13 protein-coding genes are annotated in these 16,191 nt (G+C 41.8%); all 13 read left to right on the plus strand.

Annotated elements, in window-relative coordinates; all coding sequences use genetic code 11:
* Window positions 1–3: 3 nt before the first annotated feature.
* Window positions 4–2,682, plus strand: a complete 2,679-nt coding sequence (gene nuoG / locus DYI81_RS00590; protein WP_117006414.1) for an NADH-quinone oxidoreductase subunit NuoG — start codon at window positions 4–6, stop codon at window positions 2,680–2,682.
* Between the two features lie 3 nt (window positions 2,683–2,685).
* Window positions 2,686–3,693, plus strand: a complete 1,008-nt coding sequence (gene nuoH / locus DYI81_RS00595) for an NADH-quinone oxidoreductase subunit NuoH (protein WP_117006415.1) — start codon at window positions 2,686–2,688, stop codon at window positions 3,691–3,693.
* Window positions 3,694–3,709: 16 nt separating this feature from the next.
* Window positions 3,710–4,252 (plus strand): NADH-quinone oxidoreductase subunit NuoI, encoded by a 543-nt coding sequence (gene nuoI, locus DYI81_RS00600; protein WP_106985487.1) that lies wholly within the window; start codon window positions 3,710–3,712, stop codon window positions 4,250–4,252.
* Complete coding sequence (gene nuoJ / locus DYI81_RS00605) at window positions 4,252–4,770, plus strand: NADH-quinone oxidoreductase subunit J (RefSeq protein WP_171356291.1); 519 nt, start codon at window positions 4,252–4,254, stop codon at window positions 4,768–4,770. Before nuoI ends, nuoJ begins: the two co-directional genes overlap by 1 nt.
* Window positions 4,770–5,078: an NADH-quinone oxidoreductase subunit NuoK gene (nuoK, locus tag DYI81_RS00610; protein ID WP_005007970.1), complete on the plus strand. Its 309-nt coding sequence runs from the start codon at window positions 4,770–4,772 to the stop codon at window positions 5,076–5,078. The genes nuoJ and nuoK overlap by 1 nt, the downstream gene beginning before the upstream one ends.
* Entirely contained in the window at window positions 5,075–6,964 is a 1,890-nt protein-coding gene (gene nuoL / locus DYI81_RS00615; protein WP_117006417.1) for an NADH-quinone oxidoreductase subunit L, read from the plus strand. The genes nuoK and nuoL overlap by 4 nt, the downstream gene beginning before the upstream one ends.
* Window position 6,965: 1 nt before the next feature.
* Window positions 6,966–8,576 carry an NADH-quinone oxidoreductase subunit M gene (gene nuoM, locus DYI81_RS00620; RefSeq protein ID WP_117006418.1) on the plus strand — a complete coding sequence of 537 codons (1,611 nt, stop codon included), beginning with the start codon at window positions 6,966–6,968 and terminating at the stop codon, window positions 8,574–8,576.
* A 3-nt stretch (window positions 8,577–8,579) separates the two neighbouring features.
* Entirely contained in the window at window positions 8,580–10,124 is a 1,545-nt protein-coding gene (gene nuoN, locus DYI81_RS00625; protein ID WP_106985491.1) for an NADH-quinone oxidoreductase subunit NuoN, read from the plus strand.
* A 123-nt stretch (window positions 10,125–10,247) separates the two neighbouring features.
* Window positions 10,248–10,883, plus strand: a complete 636-nt coding sequence (gene upp / locus DYI81_RS00630) for a uracil phosphoribosyltransferase (protein ID WP_106985492.1) — start codon at window positions 10,248–10,250, stop codon at window positions 10,881–10,883.
* A gap of 83 nt (window positions 10,884–10,966) precedes the next feature.
* A complete protein-coding gene (locus DYI81_RS00635) occupies window positions 10,967–11,260 on the plus strand; it encodes a cold shock domain-containing protein (RefSeq protein ID WP_106985493.1) in 294 nt (97 codons plus the stop codon).
* Window positions 11,261–11,639: 379 nt separating this feature from the next.
* Window positions 11,640–13,679, plus strand: a complete 2,040-nt coding sequence (locus DYI81_RS00640; RefSeq protein WP_117006419.1) for a UvrD-helicase domain-containing protein — start codon at window positions 11,640–11,642, stop codon at window positions 13,677–13,679.
* Window positions 13,680–13,722: 43 nt separating this feature from the next.
* Entirely contained in the window at window positions 13,723–14,175 is a 453-nt protein-coding gene (dut, locus tag DYI81_RS00645) for a dUTP diphosphatase (RefSeq protein WP_106985495.1), read from the plus strand.
* 585 nt (window positions 14,176–14,760) lie between these two features.
* Window positions 14,761–16,182 carry a phosphomannomutase/phosphoglucomutase gene (locus DYI81_RS00650; RefSeq protein WP_117006420.1) on the plus strand — a complete coding sequence of 474 codons (1,422 nt, stop codon included), beginning with the start codon at window positions 14,761–14,763 and terminating at the stop codon, window positions 16,180–16,182.
* Window positions 16,183–16,191: the final 9 nt, after the last annotated feature.

The following is a 16,191-nucleotide window of genomic DNA, read 5'->3' on the forward strand; positions in this document are numbered from 1 at the left end:
ACTATGGCTACAATTCATGTCGATGGAAAATCGTATGAAGTCAACGGCTCGGAAAACTTGCTACAAGCATGTTTGAGTCTTGGTATTGACATCCCATACTTTTGTTGGCACCCATCCTTAGGTTCTGTCGGTTCTTGCCGTCAATGTGCTGTGACTCAATATGCGAACCCGGAAGATACCCGTGGTCGTTTAGTGATGTCGTGCATGACGCCTGCATCTGACAATACCTACATCTCAGTTGAAGACAAAGAAGCCAAAGATTTCCGTGCTTCGATTGTTGAATTCTTGATGACCAACCACCCACACGACTGTCCAGTGTGTGAAGAAGGTGGTCACTGTCATTTACAAGATATGACTGTGATGACACAACACGACCGCCGTCGTTACCGTTTCACAAAACGTACGCACTACAACCAAGAGCTAGGCTCTTTCATTTCACATGAAATGAACCGTTGTATCGCATGCTACCGTTGTGTTCGTTACTACAAAGACTACGCGGGTGGTACAGACTTTGGTGTGTATGCCAATGCGTCACGTGTTTACTTTGGTCGCCCAGAATCAGGTACTTTAGAGTCTGAATTCTCTGGTAACTTAACTGAAGTTTGCCCAACAGGCGTATTTACAGACAAAACTCACTCAGAACGCTACAACCGTAAATGGGACATGCAGTATGCGCCAAGCGTATGCCAAGGCTGTTCTTCTGGTTGTAACATCTCTCCGGGCGAACGTTATGGCGAATTACGTCGCGTAGAAAACCGTTTTAACGGTGAAGTTAACCAATACTTCCTATGTGACAAAGGCCGTTTTGGTACAGGTTATGTGAACCGTGCTGATCGTCCACGTCAACCGCAGTTCCGTAATGGTTCAACTGTAGAAACTGTATCTGTAGATACAGCACTTGATACTGTAATTGCTAAAGTTCAAGGCAAAAAAGTATTGGGTATTGGTTCTCCACGTGCATCACTTGAATCAAACTTCGCACTTCGCGAATTGGTTGGTCAAGACAATTACTCAACAGGTATGTCTCAAAAAGAGCAAAGCCTTGTTGAATTAGCTGCTTCTATTATGCAAACCGAGGGTGTTTACAACCCAGGTATGCGTGAAATTGAAAGCTATGATGCAGTGTTAATTTTGGGTGAAGATCTGACTCAAACTGCGCCTCGTATGGCTTTATCTGTTCGCCAAGCTGCGAAAAATAAAGGCAAAGAGATGGCTGCAGAGCGCCGTACACAAGACTGGTTGGCTGAACCTGTACAACGTATTGCTCAAGATGCTAAATCTCCAGTTTATATTCTTGCTGCGACACAAACACGTTTGTCTGATATTGCTGAAGGCGAAGTGGTTGCATCTCCAAACGACATCGCGCGTTTAGGCTTTGCAGTTGCTGCTGCGGTTAAAGGTGAAACTGTGACTGGTCTTGCTGATGATGCGAAAGCATTTGCACAAACCATTGCTGACACTTTAAAAGTAGCTAAAAAACCACTGATCATCTCAGGTACAAGCTTACAAGACGCATCAATCATGGAAGCTGCAGCACAAGTTGCACAAAACCTTGGTAATGCAGGTCTTACATTGACTGTTCCAGAAGTGAACTCAATGGGCTTAGCAATCTTTGGTGGCCAAAGCTTAGAGCAAGCATTTGCACAAGACTTTGATACTGTTGTTGTGGTTGAAAATGACCTTTACCGTCGTTTACCTGCAGCTCAAGTAGATGCTGCGCTTGCTGGCAAAGAAGTAATCGTACTTGACCACTCAGAAACTGCGACTGTTGCAAAAGCAAATATCGTACTTTCTGCAGCAAGCTTCGCTGAAGGTGATGGTACTGTTGTTTCTCAAGAAGGCCGTGCACAACGTTTCTACCAAGTGTATGACCCAAGCTATTACAAACCTGAACTTGCGATCAAAGAATCTTGGCGCTGGTTACATGCCATTGAAACTGGTGTGAAAGGTAAAGCGATTTCTTGGACACTTCTTGATGATGTCATCGAGTCAGTTGCGAAAAACGTACCTGCACTTGAAGCAATTCAAGATGTAGCACCAGATGCGGGCTTCCGTGTACATGGCCTTAAAGTGGCACGTGAACCACGTCGTTACTCTGGTCGTACAGCAATGCGCGCACCACTTTCAATTCATGAGCCTAAACAGCCAACAGACAAAGATTCTGCATTAACGTTCTCTATGGAAGGTTATGTGGGTAATCAAACGCCATCACCATTGGTGCCGTTTGCTTGGTCTGCAGGTTGGAACTCACCACAAGCTTGGAATAAATTCCAAGACAACGTGGGTGGTCACTTGAAAGGTGGTGATTCAGGCGTTCGTTTATTCGATCGTTTAGCGAAACGTCCAGTACGTACTTTTGTTGCTCCAGCAACAGTAGTAGCAAACGCTGAAAGCTTCCGTTTAGTGCCAATGCATCACATTTTTGCATCTGGCGAATTTACAGTGAAAACACCTGCAATGGAAACACGTATTCCTGAAGCAGTATTTGCTGTAGGTGAACAAGATGCGACTCGCTTAAATGTTCAAGACGGCCAAACAATTACAGTGAAAGCTGGCGAAACAGAAATCGTATTGCCAGTACAAGTAATTGAATATTTACCGACAGGTTATATTGGTTACCCAATTGGTCTAGCACCAACGGTTTCTCTTGCTGAGCCTGTTTCAGTCGCGGTAGGAGTGTAATTCATGCAACAAGAATTAATACGTCAAACGCCGCTTTGGGCTGAGAACTGGCCGATTGCCTACTCTGTAGTTCAAGCGATTGTGATCTTACTGGTTGTAGTTTTGATCGCTGCGTTAATGTCGTTTATTGAACGTCGTCTACTTGCATTGTGGCAAGACCGTTATGGTCCGAACCGTGTAGGTCCGGGCGGTATGTTCCAGATTGTTGCCGACATGCTTAAAATCATGTTTAAGGAAGACTGGACACCAAAATTTGCTGACAAATTAACATTCCGTTTAGCACCAGCAGTTGCAATGGCAACTGCGGTGTTATCGTTCATGGTTATTCCAGTATCGCCTTATTTAGGCGTATCGGACATGAGCATTGGCTTGTTGTTCTTTATGGCAATGGCAGGTATTGCGGTTTATGCAGTATTGTTTGGTGGTTGGTCTTCAAACAACAAATATGCATTACTTGGCGGTTTACGTTCTGCTGCTCAAACCATTTCGTATGAAGTGTTCTTGGGTATCTCGTTGATGGGTGTAGTGGCAATTGCTGGTTCATTCAACATGCGTGAAATTGTTGAAGCGCAAAAAGATGTTTGGTTTGTTGTTCCTCAATTCTTAGGTTTCTTAATCTTCGTGGTTGCGGGTGTTGCGGTAACTCACCGTCATCCATTTGACCAACCAGAAGCAGAACAAGAATTGGCGGAAGGTTACCATGTCGAATATGGCGGTATGAAATGGGGTATGTTCTTCGTTGCGGAATACGTAAACGTAGTATTGATCTCTGCTTTAATCGTAACTTTATTCTTCGGTGGCTGGTTAGCGCCATTCAACCTTGAAATTCCGTATGTTCCAGCAGCATTCTGGTTCATTATTAAAACAGCATTCTTTGTAATGATGTTCGTTTTAGCGCGTGGCTCTTTAATGCGTCCTCGTTATGACCAAGTAATGAACTTTGGCTGGAAAATTTGCTTGCCATTAGCGTTAGTTAACTTGCTAGTTACTGCCGCAGTTGTGTTGTGGTAAGGGCAGGGAGAACAAAATGTTTAAATTTCTAGCCGGGTTTGGATCGATTGTACGTTCGCTTTGGATGGTGTTTAGCCACGCAACGCGTAAACGTGACACGATTCTATATCCAGAAGTGCCAGCCGAAGAAATCGTGCCACCACGTTTCCGTGGTCGTATTGTATTGACGCGTGACCCAGATGGCGAAGAGCGTTGTGTTGCATGTAACCTATGTGCGGTTGCATGTCCAGTTGGCTGTATTTCACTACAAAAAGCTGAACAAGAAGACGGTCGTTGGTACCCAGAGTTTTTCCGTATCAACTTCTCACGTTGTATCTTCTGCGGTATGTGTGAAGAAGCATGTCCGACAACTGCTATTCAGTTGACGCCAGACTTCGAATTATCTGAATACGTTCGTCAAGACCTTGTATATGAGAAAGAACACTTACTTATCTCAGGTCCTGGTAAATACCCTGACTACAACTTCTACCGTGTAACCGGTATGGCAGTTGCAGGTAAAGACAAAGGTCAAGCACAACGCGAAAGTGCGCCTGTTGATGTACGGAGTCTATTACCATGATGTGGCCGTTTTATTTGATGGCACTTGTGGCCATCGTCTCTACGATTCGTGTTGTGACTAACACGAATCCAGTACATGCTTTATTAAGCTTAATTGTTTCATTACTTGCTGTTGCTGGTATGTTCATGATCGTGGGTGCGCCGTTTGCTGGCGCACTTGAAATCATCGTATACGCAGGTGCCATTATGGTTCTGTTCGTATTCGTTGTGATGATGTTGAACTTGGGTCAACAAACCATGGAACAAGAAAGCAAGTGGCTAACTTCATCTGCGTGGGCTTATCCTGCGTTGATGAGCTTCCTAATGGGCCTCGTTCTTGTATGGATGTTGGGTTCAGACTACACCAAACCTTCTTTGGTGATGGGTGCGGAAATTGTTGGTCCTAAAGCTGTAGGTACAACACTCTTTACTCAGTACTTATTATTGGTTGAAATTGCCGCGATGTTATTGCTTGGTGCACTTGTTGCAGCATTCCATCTTGGTAAACGTGAACCAAGTGCAGAAGAGGAAAAAGAATAATGGGCAACATCCCTTTAGAACATGGTTTGATCGTTGCAACCATTCTTTTTGCACTGGGTTTTTACGGTGTAATGGTACGACGCAACTTACTATTTATTTTGATGAGCCTTGAAATCATGATGAACGCTGCTGCTTTGGCGTTCGTTTTGGCAGGGAGCGCATGGGCGCAACCAGATGGCCAAATCATGTTCATCTTGATCTTAACGCTTGCTGCGGCAGAGGCTTGTATCGGTCTTGCTATCGTCCTTCAGTTCTATCATCGCTTCCATCATTTGGATGTGGATGCTGCTAGTGAGATGCGCGGATGAGCTATTTATATTTAACAGTATTATTTCCGCTCATTGGTTTTATCCTTTTAGCGGCAGGTCGTAATAACCTACCTGAAAAACTTGCAGCGGTTATTGGTGCAGGTTCTGTTGGTCTATCTGCATTATTTGCTTTGATTGCTGGCTTGGACTTTGTAAATAACGGTTCAGTTGCAACAACACAGCATTTGTGGACTTGGTTTAGCGTTGGTGGTTTAGCACCAGGCTTCTCACTACATCTTGATGGTCTGTCATTACTGATGATGGGCATGATTACAGGTGTAGGTTTCCTTATTCACATCTTCGCAACGTGGTATATGCGTGGTGAAGAAGATTTTGCACGTTTCTTCTCTTACTTCAACCTATTCGTAGCAAGCATGTTGCTTCTCGTTTTGGGCGATAACTTGGCGTTATTGTTCTTAGGTTGGGAAGGCGTAGGTCTGTGTTCTTATCTATTGATTGGTTACTACTACCAAAACCCTGCAAATGGCTTTGCTGCGATTAAAGCGTTCACTGTAACGCGTGTGGGTGACGTATTCTTACTAATTGCATTGTTCTTAATCTACCAACAGTTTGGTACTTTAAACATTGCAGAAGTGGTTGCGGCTGCACCGACTGTATTGGCACAAAGTTCATCGATCGCAATCTGGACAGCATTAATGTTGTTCTTGGGTGCGGCAGGTAAATCTGCGCAAATTCCATTACAAACATGGTTGGCAGATGCGATGGCTGGTCCTACACCAGTATCTGCATTGATCCACGCAGCAACAATGGTAACAGCAGGTGTTTACCTGTGCTGCCGTATGTTCACTGTGTTTGAACAAGCGCCTGAAGTGATGATGTTTATCTCTATCACAGGTGCGGTAACATTATTGGTTGCTGGTTTTGCAGCATTGGTACAAACCGACATCAAACGTATTCTTGCTTACTCTACGATGAGTCAGTTGGGTTATATGTTTATGGCAGTGGGTGCTGAAGCTTACCAAGCAGGCCTATTCCACATGCTTACGCATGCGTTCTTTAAAGCGTTATTGTTCCTTTCTTCTGGTGCGGTAATTCTTGCTTACCATCACGAACAAAACATTTTCAAAATGGGTGGCTTGTTCCATAAGAACAAATTCCTATTTGCATGTTTTGCAATTGGTGGTGGTGCCTTGGCAGCAATCCCATTCATCACAATCGGCTTCTTCTCTAAAGATGCGATCTTGGGTGCGGTATGGGTGAAAGGCCAAGCTGTTGCAGTATATGATTGCTTATACTGGACTGGTGTTGCAGGTGCATTCTTAACGTCTATTTATACATTCCGTTTAATTTGGGTTGTATTCTTTGGTAAAGAAAACACGCCTTACCATGAAATTAAAGGTGTAACTTACTGGGGTCCATTGGCCATCCTTGCGGTGTTGTCAACAGGTCTTGCTTATGTATTAAAAGCACCAGTAACTAATATTTTAAATGCAGCTCAAATCCCTGCGTTTAATGTTCCTGAAGCGCTTGAGCATGGTATGCACAGTGCTGAATACACAGCTGTAGGTATTGCACTTGCAGGTCTTGTGGTTGGTGTTGTGTTATTTGCCTTCGCATACAATGCAGTTAAAGCATTTGCTAAAACTTCTTTGGGTGCGGGTCTTGCGAATATCTGCCGTAATGCACTTGGTTTCGATGCGTTATACAACCTTGTATTCGTGAAACCATATTTGCTTATCGCGAAAATCTTAGGTCGTGATCCAATTGATGGCTTGTGGCTAGTATTGCCTGCACTTGTTAAAGCAGGTAACAGCTTCACAAGTTCACGTCAAACGGGTTCTTTGCGTGAATACGCATCGAGTATGGCATTCGGTACGGTTGTCCTACTGTTGATCTTGGTCGTGATTCAGGTCGTGGGGAAATAAAATGGAAGCTAATAATTTAATTTTACCCGCTCTGATCCTTATTCCGTTCATTGCAGGTTTCGCATGCTGGTTGGTCGATAAACTCGACCAACACTTGCCACGCTATATCGCCTTGATTGGTATGCTTGTGACTTTGGGTTTAACCATTGCACTTTGGCAAACAGGTACATATAGCTATGAATTAGGTAGCCAAGCACCAACTTGGGCTGCTCAATTCAATATTCCTTGGATTCAAACACTCGGAATTAACATTCACCTTGCGGTGGATGGTTTATCACTTCTTATGGTGGGTTTAACTGCACTCCTTGGTGTGTTAGCAGTAGGCTGTTCATGGGGTGAGATTCAAAAGAATGTTGGTTTCTTCCACTTAAACCTTTTATGGTCTTTGGGTGGTGTAATCGGTGTATTCCTTGCGATTGATATGTTCTTGTTCTTCTTCTTCTGGGAGATGATGCTTGTACCTATCTACTTCTTAATCGCACTTTGGGGTCACCGTGGTGCGGAAGGCAAGTCACGCGTTTACGCAGCAACTAAATTCTTCATCTATACACAAGTTGCTGGTTTAATCATGTTAATCGGTATCCTTGGCTTAGTTGCTGTAGGTTACTCATTAAATGGTCAACTTAGCTTCAACTACAACTACTTAATGGGCGTTGCTCATACAGTAGAAGCTCAAGCACCAGCACTTGCTTATGCATTTATGGTGTGTTTGTTCATTGGTTTTGCGGTAAAACTTCCAGTTTTCCCATTACACGGCTGGTTACCAGATGCGCATGCTCAAGCACCAACAGCAGGTTCTGTTGACTTAGCGGGTATCTTGATTAAAACAGCGGCATACGGCTTACTTCGTTTCGTTATTCCATTCTTCCCAATGGCTTCAGCACAATTTGCTGATATCGCGATTATTTTGGGTCTGATTGGTATTTTCTACGGCGCGTGGTGTGCATTCCAGCAAACAGATATGAAACGTCTTTTGGCGTATACGTCTATTTCGCACATGGGCTTTGTCCTTCTAGCGATCTACGCTGGTAACATCTTAACCTTCCAAGGTTTGATGATTATGATGTTGGCGCATGGTCTTTCATCTGCTGCCTTGTTCATTATGTGTGGTCAGGTTTACGAACGTCTTCATACGCGTGATATGCGTTTGATGGGTGGTATCCGTGGTCAGTTTAAATATCTTGCATTCTTCTTGATGTTCTTTGTTGCTGCGCTTGTGGGTATCCCAGGTTTAGGTAACTTCATCGGTGAATTCCTGATTTTGATGGGCTCATATGCAAAATTCCCTGTGTATACAATTCTTGCTGCAGTAAGCCTTGTATTCGCTGGTTTGTATGGTTTGATCCTGATTCACAAAGCACTTTTTGGTACGCCAAATGAAGTGCAAAAAGCACATTATTCATCTCCATTAAAAGATTTGAATGTACGTGAAGTTGTGATTTTACTGATCTGTGCGTTGGGTCTGGTGTGGTTGGGTCTATTCCCACAAACGTTCCTTGACGTTTCTAATTCAAGCATGGCGTGGTTAGCGAATAGCTACATTCCTGTTCAAGAAACAGTTGAGACAGTTCAGCAGGCTGTCGTTTCAGCTGAAAATGTGGAGATCCAATAAGTCATGAACTTCACAATGTCATTTGCAGAGCTTATGCCTCTAGCGCCAGTCATGATTGTTGCTTTAACAGCAGTAGTGGTGATGTTGCTGGTTGCGATTAAGCGTAATCATAATTTAGCAGCAACGACATCCGTTATTGGTTTGAACCTTGCTGCCTTATATATCGTATTTATTGTGCTTGCTGGTCAATATGCACCTGCAAACGTAATGAATTTGTTCATCGTAGATCCGTTTACGATGCTGTATCAGTTTGTGATTGTGGTGGCAGCGCTTGCATGCTGCACACTGTCACATGCGTACATCGAAACGTATAAAGACAACCGCGAAGAACTTTACATCCTTATGCTTGTATCTGTAACAGGTGCAATGCTTATGGTTGCAAGCACGCATTATGCGTCGTTCTTCATCAGCCTTGAGTTAATGTCGATTCCTGTATACGGTCTATTGGCGTACACACATCAACGTTCTCAATCGCTTGAAGCGGGTGTGAAATACCTTGTACTTTCTGCAACAGCTTCAGCGATGTTGTTGATGGGTATGGCGTATGTATATGCATACACAGGTTCATTAAACTTCGTTTCTGAGCCAGGTAAATTATTTACAACATTTGGTCAACCAGCTGTTGTACTTGGCTTAGCGCTTATTGTATTTGCAGTTGCATTTAAATTGTCTCTTGCGCCATTCCATAAATGGACACCAGACGTATATGCAGGTGCGCCAGCACCAATCGCTACATTCTTAGCAACTGTTGCTAAAGTGGCGATGATTGGTTTATTTGTTCGTTACTTATTGTCTTCAGGTTTAATCCTTGCAGACAGCTTCGTAACACTATTAACCATTATTGCAGTACTTTCGATTCTTGCAGGTAACTTACTTGCAGTTCGTCAAGTGAACTTGAAACGTATCCTTGCATACTCTTCAATTGCACACTTTGGTTATTTATTGGTTGCAATTATCAGTGCAAAAAATACTGATTTCTTACAACTTCAAGGTTTTGCAACTTTCGAATCTGTAAACATTTATGTGATTACTTATGTGTTAACAACAATCGGCGCGTTCGGTGTAGTAACACTTATGTCTAGTCCATATAACAATACAGACGAAGCAGGTAGCTTGGCTGAGTACCGTGGTTTGTTCTGGCGCCGTCCAGTATTAACTGCAACTTTAACCGTGATGATGCTGTCTCTTGCAGGTATTCCATTAACTGCGGGCTTCATTGGTAAGTTCATGGTTGTGAAAGCTGCTGTTGCTGGCCAAGAATGGTTCCTTGCAGCAATGGTTATCGTTGGTTCAGGTATTGGTTTGTACTACTACTTACGAGTAATGGTTGTACTTTACATGACACCACCAGAAAACCCACGTATCGACGCTGTCGATCACTGGGGTCAAAAAGTGGGTGGTATCATGGTGTTAGGCGCTGCTGCATTAGTATTGTTGATTGGTGTATATCCAGACCCAATCATTGCAATTTCTAAAGTTGCTTTCTTTGCGATTTCACCAGAATTACAACAATTCATTTTGTCTTTAGTACAAAGCGGATTTAACTAATTTAGCCATTTAGCTGAGTTATTACAAAAAAGCCTCCTGTAAAGGGGGCTTTTTTAATTTTATCGTACGGCAAAATTTACTATAATAGATAGAATTTGATCTTAACCTTTTAGGTGTTCTCCCGTGGCTATCCATGAAATCCGTCATCCATTAATCCGTCATAAACTTGGCTTATTGCGCCGTGCTGACATCAGCACTAAGAATTTCCGTGAACTTGCGCAAGAAGTCACTATGCTTTTGACTTATGAAGCAACAAAAGATTTACCTGTGTGTGACCATGAAATTGATGGCTGGGCAGGTAAAGTAACTGTAGACCGTATTGCGGGTAAAAAAATTACGGTTGTGCCAATTTTACGTGCAGGTATTGGTATGCTGGATGGTTTCTTAAACCTCATTCCAAGTGCAAAAGTATCAGTACTTGGTTTAGAGCGTGACGAAGAAACACTTGAAGCGCGTACTTACTATAAAAAATTAGTACCAGACGTACAAAACCGTATTGCGATGATTATCGATCCAATGCTTGCAACAGGTTCATCGCTAGTTGCTGCTATTGATGTATTAAAAGCAAGTGGCTGTAAAGACATCCGCGTGATGGTATTGGTTGCTGCGCCAGAAGGGATCAAACGTGTTGAAACTGCACATCCAGATGTGACCATTTTTACTGCTTCTGTAGACAACGGTATTAATGAAAATGGCTACATCGTTCCTGGTTTAGGCGATGCGGGTGACAAAATTTTTGGTTCAGTACAAAAAGACTAATTTTAGTAGCGAATGAAAAAAGAGGCTTTCATAGCCTCTTTTTTATATAATGATGAAAAGATATTTGAGCATAGGACAGTAGCATGAAAGATGAAGTGTACGTAGGTAAAGTCAAACAATATGATCCTGAAAAGGGCTATGGTTTTATCGGTTCATCTGAGGGAGATATTTTCTTCCATATTTCAGATTTTCCATCTGCAGATGGGGAACCAAAACGTCATGATCGTGTGAAATTTACCGCAGTGAAAAATGGTGATAAATTTAAAGCGGTCAAGATTGAACGTGTAGAAGACAATTCAGCCAAAGCGAAAAAAACGAAAGTTGTGCAAAATAATAAATCAATTACATCAGCTTTACTGTCTAACTTTAAACGTTAAGTCATTTTTTGCTGTTTTAGATGCTGTATAACAGATTCAATTCAGTAACATAAAAAAGGGGCAACGTGCCTCTTTTTTATTGGCTTTGTGCGGGTCTAATTTTTAAATATGCAGGGGTATTTTTTACTGAATGGTATTCAGAACAGTTAAAAATTTAGCTCAATACATTGCGTTTGTATCTGGCAGGTTTTTAGAGTTTATGCCTGAAAAACAGACAACAAGCCTATGTGTATTTTTAAAATAATTTATAGATTATCAATATTTTGCATCTTTAAGCACTCTGAGTTTTTAAATTTCAATCGCGCTAAATCATCTTTAGGGTTATACAGCGAACACTGAGATGACTATAATCGACACCGAATCAGGATGAGGAATCACTATGTCACTCGCAAGTCAGTTAAACGACAAGCAACTTGAAGCCATGAAATATACTCAAGGACCCTTGTTAGTGCTTGCAGGTGCAGGTTCAGGCAAGACCTCGGTGATTACCCGTAAAATTGCGTATTTGGTGAAGCACTGCGGTATTCCTGCGCATCGTATTACTGCGATGACCTTCACCAATAAGGCTGCACGTGAAATGAAAGAGCGTGTGACCAAATTATTAACACGTGAAGAAGCCAAGGGCTTGTCGGTGTCGACCTTCCATACCTTTGGTTTAAATTTATTACGTCTTGAACTTAAAAATACACCTTTAAAAAATAACTTTTCCATTTTAGATGCAGATGACTGCAAACGCATTTTGATGGACTTAATGCATCGTGACAATTTATCTGGTGCTGAAAGCAAAGAATTGATCGCGAAAGCCATGAAAATGATTTCGGATTGGAAAAACGACCTGATTCCACCTGAGCAAGCTCACACCACTTGTGAAACAGCAGAAGATGTTCAATTTGCACATTTATACCAATTGTATGAGCGTAATTTACGTGCGTACAACGCCGTAGATTTTGATGATCTAATTGTAATGCCAACACGATTATTACAAGAAAATGCAGAAGTACGTGATCGTTGGCAAAACCGAATTCGTTATTTGTTGGTGGATGAATATCAAGATACCAATACCGCGCAATATATTTTGGTCAAGCTCTTGGTGGGGGTGATGGGCCAATTTACTGCGGTAGGTGATGATGACCAATCCATTTATGCATGGCGTGGTGCAAAGCCTGAAAATATGGCCTTGTTAAACGAAGACTTCCGTAATTTAAAAGTAATTAAGCTCGAACAAAATTACCGTTCGACCAGTCGCATTTTAAAAGCCGCGAATACTGTGATTGGCAATAACCCGCATATTTTTGATAAAAAATTGTGGTCAGACAAAGGCCATGGTGAAGTGATTCGTGTCATTACTTGCCGTAATGATGACGATGAAGCGGAACGCGTCGTAAAGGATTTAATTACGCACAAATTAATGAATGGCAAAAACTGGAAAGATTATGCCATTTTGTACCGCGGTAATTTCCAAGCGCGAATTTTGGAAACGCAGCTTCGCCAAATGCAGATTCCGTATAAATTATCGGGTGGTCAGTCGTTCTTTGCGCGCTCAGAAATTAAAGACATGATGAGCTATTTGCGTCTGATTATTAACCCAGAGGATGACAGCGCATTCTTACGTATTATTAATACACCTAAACGTGCGATTGGCCCTGTGACCTTAGAGAAACTGGGGCTGTTTGCACAAGAAAGTAATTTGTCCTTGCTAGCAGCATCGGGTGATCAGCGTTTAACTATGGCGATTCCCAAAAAAGCCACCACGCAATTGGCCGAATTTCATGACTTCATTGAGCGTTTCACACGTAATTTAATCGAAGATGATGAACCTGTACCCATTATCCGCCAAATGATGATTGAAGCTGGCTATATCGATTATGTGAAAGAAACGGCAGCCACACCAGCACAGGAAAAAACCAAGCTCGACAATATTGAAGTGTTGTACAGCAGTATCCAAAGTTTGATTAACCGTGCTGAAGATGTCGACGAAAAAAACATTGAAAGTGTCATTCGTAAAATGGTGTTGCTGGATATGTTGGAGCAACAGCAAGAAGAGGAAGATACAGATAAGGTCAATTTATTAACCTTACATGCATCAAAAGGTTTGGAGTTTCCTTATGTCTACCTGATTGGTTTAGAAGAGGAAATTTTGCCTCATAAAAACTCAATTGCCGCCGAAACTGTTGAAGAAGAGCGCCGCTTAATGTACGTGGGTATTACCCGTGCACGCCAAGGCTTGACCATTACTTTGGCAGAACAACGTAAAGCGGGTGGGCAAATGAAACAAATGACCCCGAGTCGCTTCTTGGATGAATTGCCACAAGATGAACTTGATTGGTTAGGTCGTAAGAAAAAACTGGCGGGTAATATTGATCCAAAATTGCAAGCACAGCATTACTTAGAAAATTTACGTGCGTTGATTAAGCGCTAATAAGCAATTTGTAAAATAAGTTACATTGAAACAGGAATGAAACATGAAAGTTCAAGTTAAAGTACTCGACTCACGTCTAGGTACAGAATGGCCAATGCCTGCGTATGCTACAGCTGGTTCTGCAGGCTTAGATTTACGTGCTTGTGTTGCCGAAACGACAGTGATTGAACCAGGTCAAACTGTGTTGATTAAAACAGGTCTTGCAATTTACATTGAAGATGTCAATTTTGCAGGTATGATTTTGCCACGTTCTGGCCTTGGTCATAAGCACGGCATCGTGTTGGGCAACTTGGTAGGTTTGATTGATTCTGACTATCAAGGCGAATTAATGGTTTCTGTATGGAACCGTAGTCAGACTGCTTTTAGCCTAGAACCAGGCGAGCGCTTAGCGCAGTATGTACTGGTACCTGTGGTGCAAGCACAGTTTAATTTAGTTGAAGAATTTGAAGCAACTGAACGTGGTGCTGGCGGTTTTGGTCATACTGGCAAAAACTAAGCAGGCAATGCATGTAAGGTAGTGTTTTCATTGCTTTACATGCATATTGACGATTGATTTATAAAAATAATAGTCATAGAAATAGATTAAAAATTAAAAAGTGTGAACCAGTTTGCGTATTAATGGGTGGCTTTATCAAATATCCCTAATATTAGTGATTGTTGGTATTATGTAATTCTCATAAACTATTGGGCAGATCAAATAGCCTAATATAGAAATAGGATAGTGCGATATTTGAGGTGCATAAACTATTCTATCTGTTTGATATATTTTATCTTTTAACTTGAACCGACTGTTTTTTTGTAATTACGTATTATTTTCACGCTTAAAATTTTTATCTTTTATAATTATGGGGTTAATAATTTTTTAAGGAATTTTGGATAAAATATTTTTTACTCAATGGTCAATTGATATTAACTATTTTATATTCAAAAGCTTAAGTTTTATTAATTGATTCTTAAACTAAAATGATTTAAAAAAGGAACACTTTTTTAAAGTATTTATGTGCTTAATTGTTTAATCAAACTGATTGTTCCTCCTAAAGTAGGCCACTGTTGATACGGGCAATTAAAAGAAGAATATCTTATGGGTTTACTCTATAACAATTTTCCGTCTCATATTTTCCGCGCGTACGACATCCGTGGTAAATCTAGTTTATTAACCAGTGATATGGTGGGTTCGATCGCCCATGGTTTAGCTCAGCAATATTTAAAACGTGGCCAAACATGCTTGGCTATTGGTTATGATGCACGTATCAATAGCCCGTTATATGCTTCAATTATTCAAGACGTGTGCGAAAGCTATGGGCTTGATGTGACGATTATTGGTTGTTGTTCTAGTCCAATGTTGTATTACATTGCACGTGATTTTTCTGGCAATGGTGTAATGGTGACTGCCAGCCATAATCCAAAAACAGATAATGGTATAAAGTGGATTGTGCAAGGCGAACCACCCACACCTGAAATGATTCAGCATGTTGCAACAGATGCAAAACATCATTTTGTGCCTAAGAAATCTGTAACACCACTTGAATTACCACACCAAATATTGCCTCAATATTGCTTACAATACCAACATGCATTATTGGCTGATATTCAGCTTCAAGCACCAATAAAAATTGTATTAGATGGTATGCATGGTTCAGCAGGTCGCTGTGCAAATTTAGTTTTAAATAAGTTGGGTTGCGAAGTGAGTGCCTTGCGTTGTGTGGCGAATGGTGAGTTTCCAGACCATGCACCAGATCCATCACAAATTGCCCATTTAAGCCAGCTACGAAATGCGGTTGTTTCACAGCAAGCAGATATAGGCATTGCGCTAGATGGTGATGGCGACCGTTTGGTGTTAATTGATGCACAAGGTACGGTCATTACTGCCGATCGTTTGTTATGTTTATTTGCGGAAATGTGTTTAAAAACGCATCCGCAAGCCGAAATTGTTTATGACGTAAAATGCTCGACGATGGTGCGTAATACAGTGCAGGCACTCAATGGCCAAGCAACCATGTTACGCACGGGAAGTACCTTTTTACGCAAGTATTTGGCGCAATCAAAAGGTCACGCGGTATTTGGTGGCGAATATGCAGGGCATTATGTATTTAATGACGGGCGTGGCTGGGGCTATGACGATGGCTTATATGCAGCACTGCGTGTGATTGAATATATGCAAGCAGAGCAATTAAGTTTGGCTGAACTCTTGGCGCGTTATCCAGAACGCGTGGGTACGGAAGATCTTTATATTTCCACCCATCATGTCGACCCAAAAGCTGTTTTGGCCGAAGTAGAACGTCAATCTCAACAGATTCATGCAGAAATTAGCAAAATTGATGGGATACGGCTTGATTTTGATGATGGATTTGGCATCATTCGAGCATCGAATACAGGCGAGTATTTCACCCTTCGTTTTGATGCGGATGATATGACGCGTATGCGCCAAATACAGCGCCTGTTTGTCAATATGTTAGTTGAGCAGTATCCAGACATCGCTCAAGACATTTCAGATGCTCAATAAGGAGAGGCG

The organism is Acinetobacter sp. SWAC5, from assembly GCF_003419885.1.
GTDB classification, from domain to species: Bacteria; Pseudomonadota; Gammaproteobacteria; order Pseudomonadales; family Moraxellaceae; genus Acinetobacter; species Acinetobacter cumulans.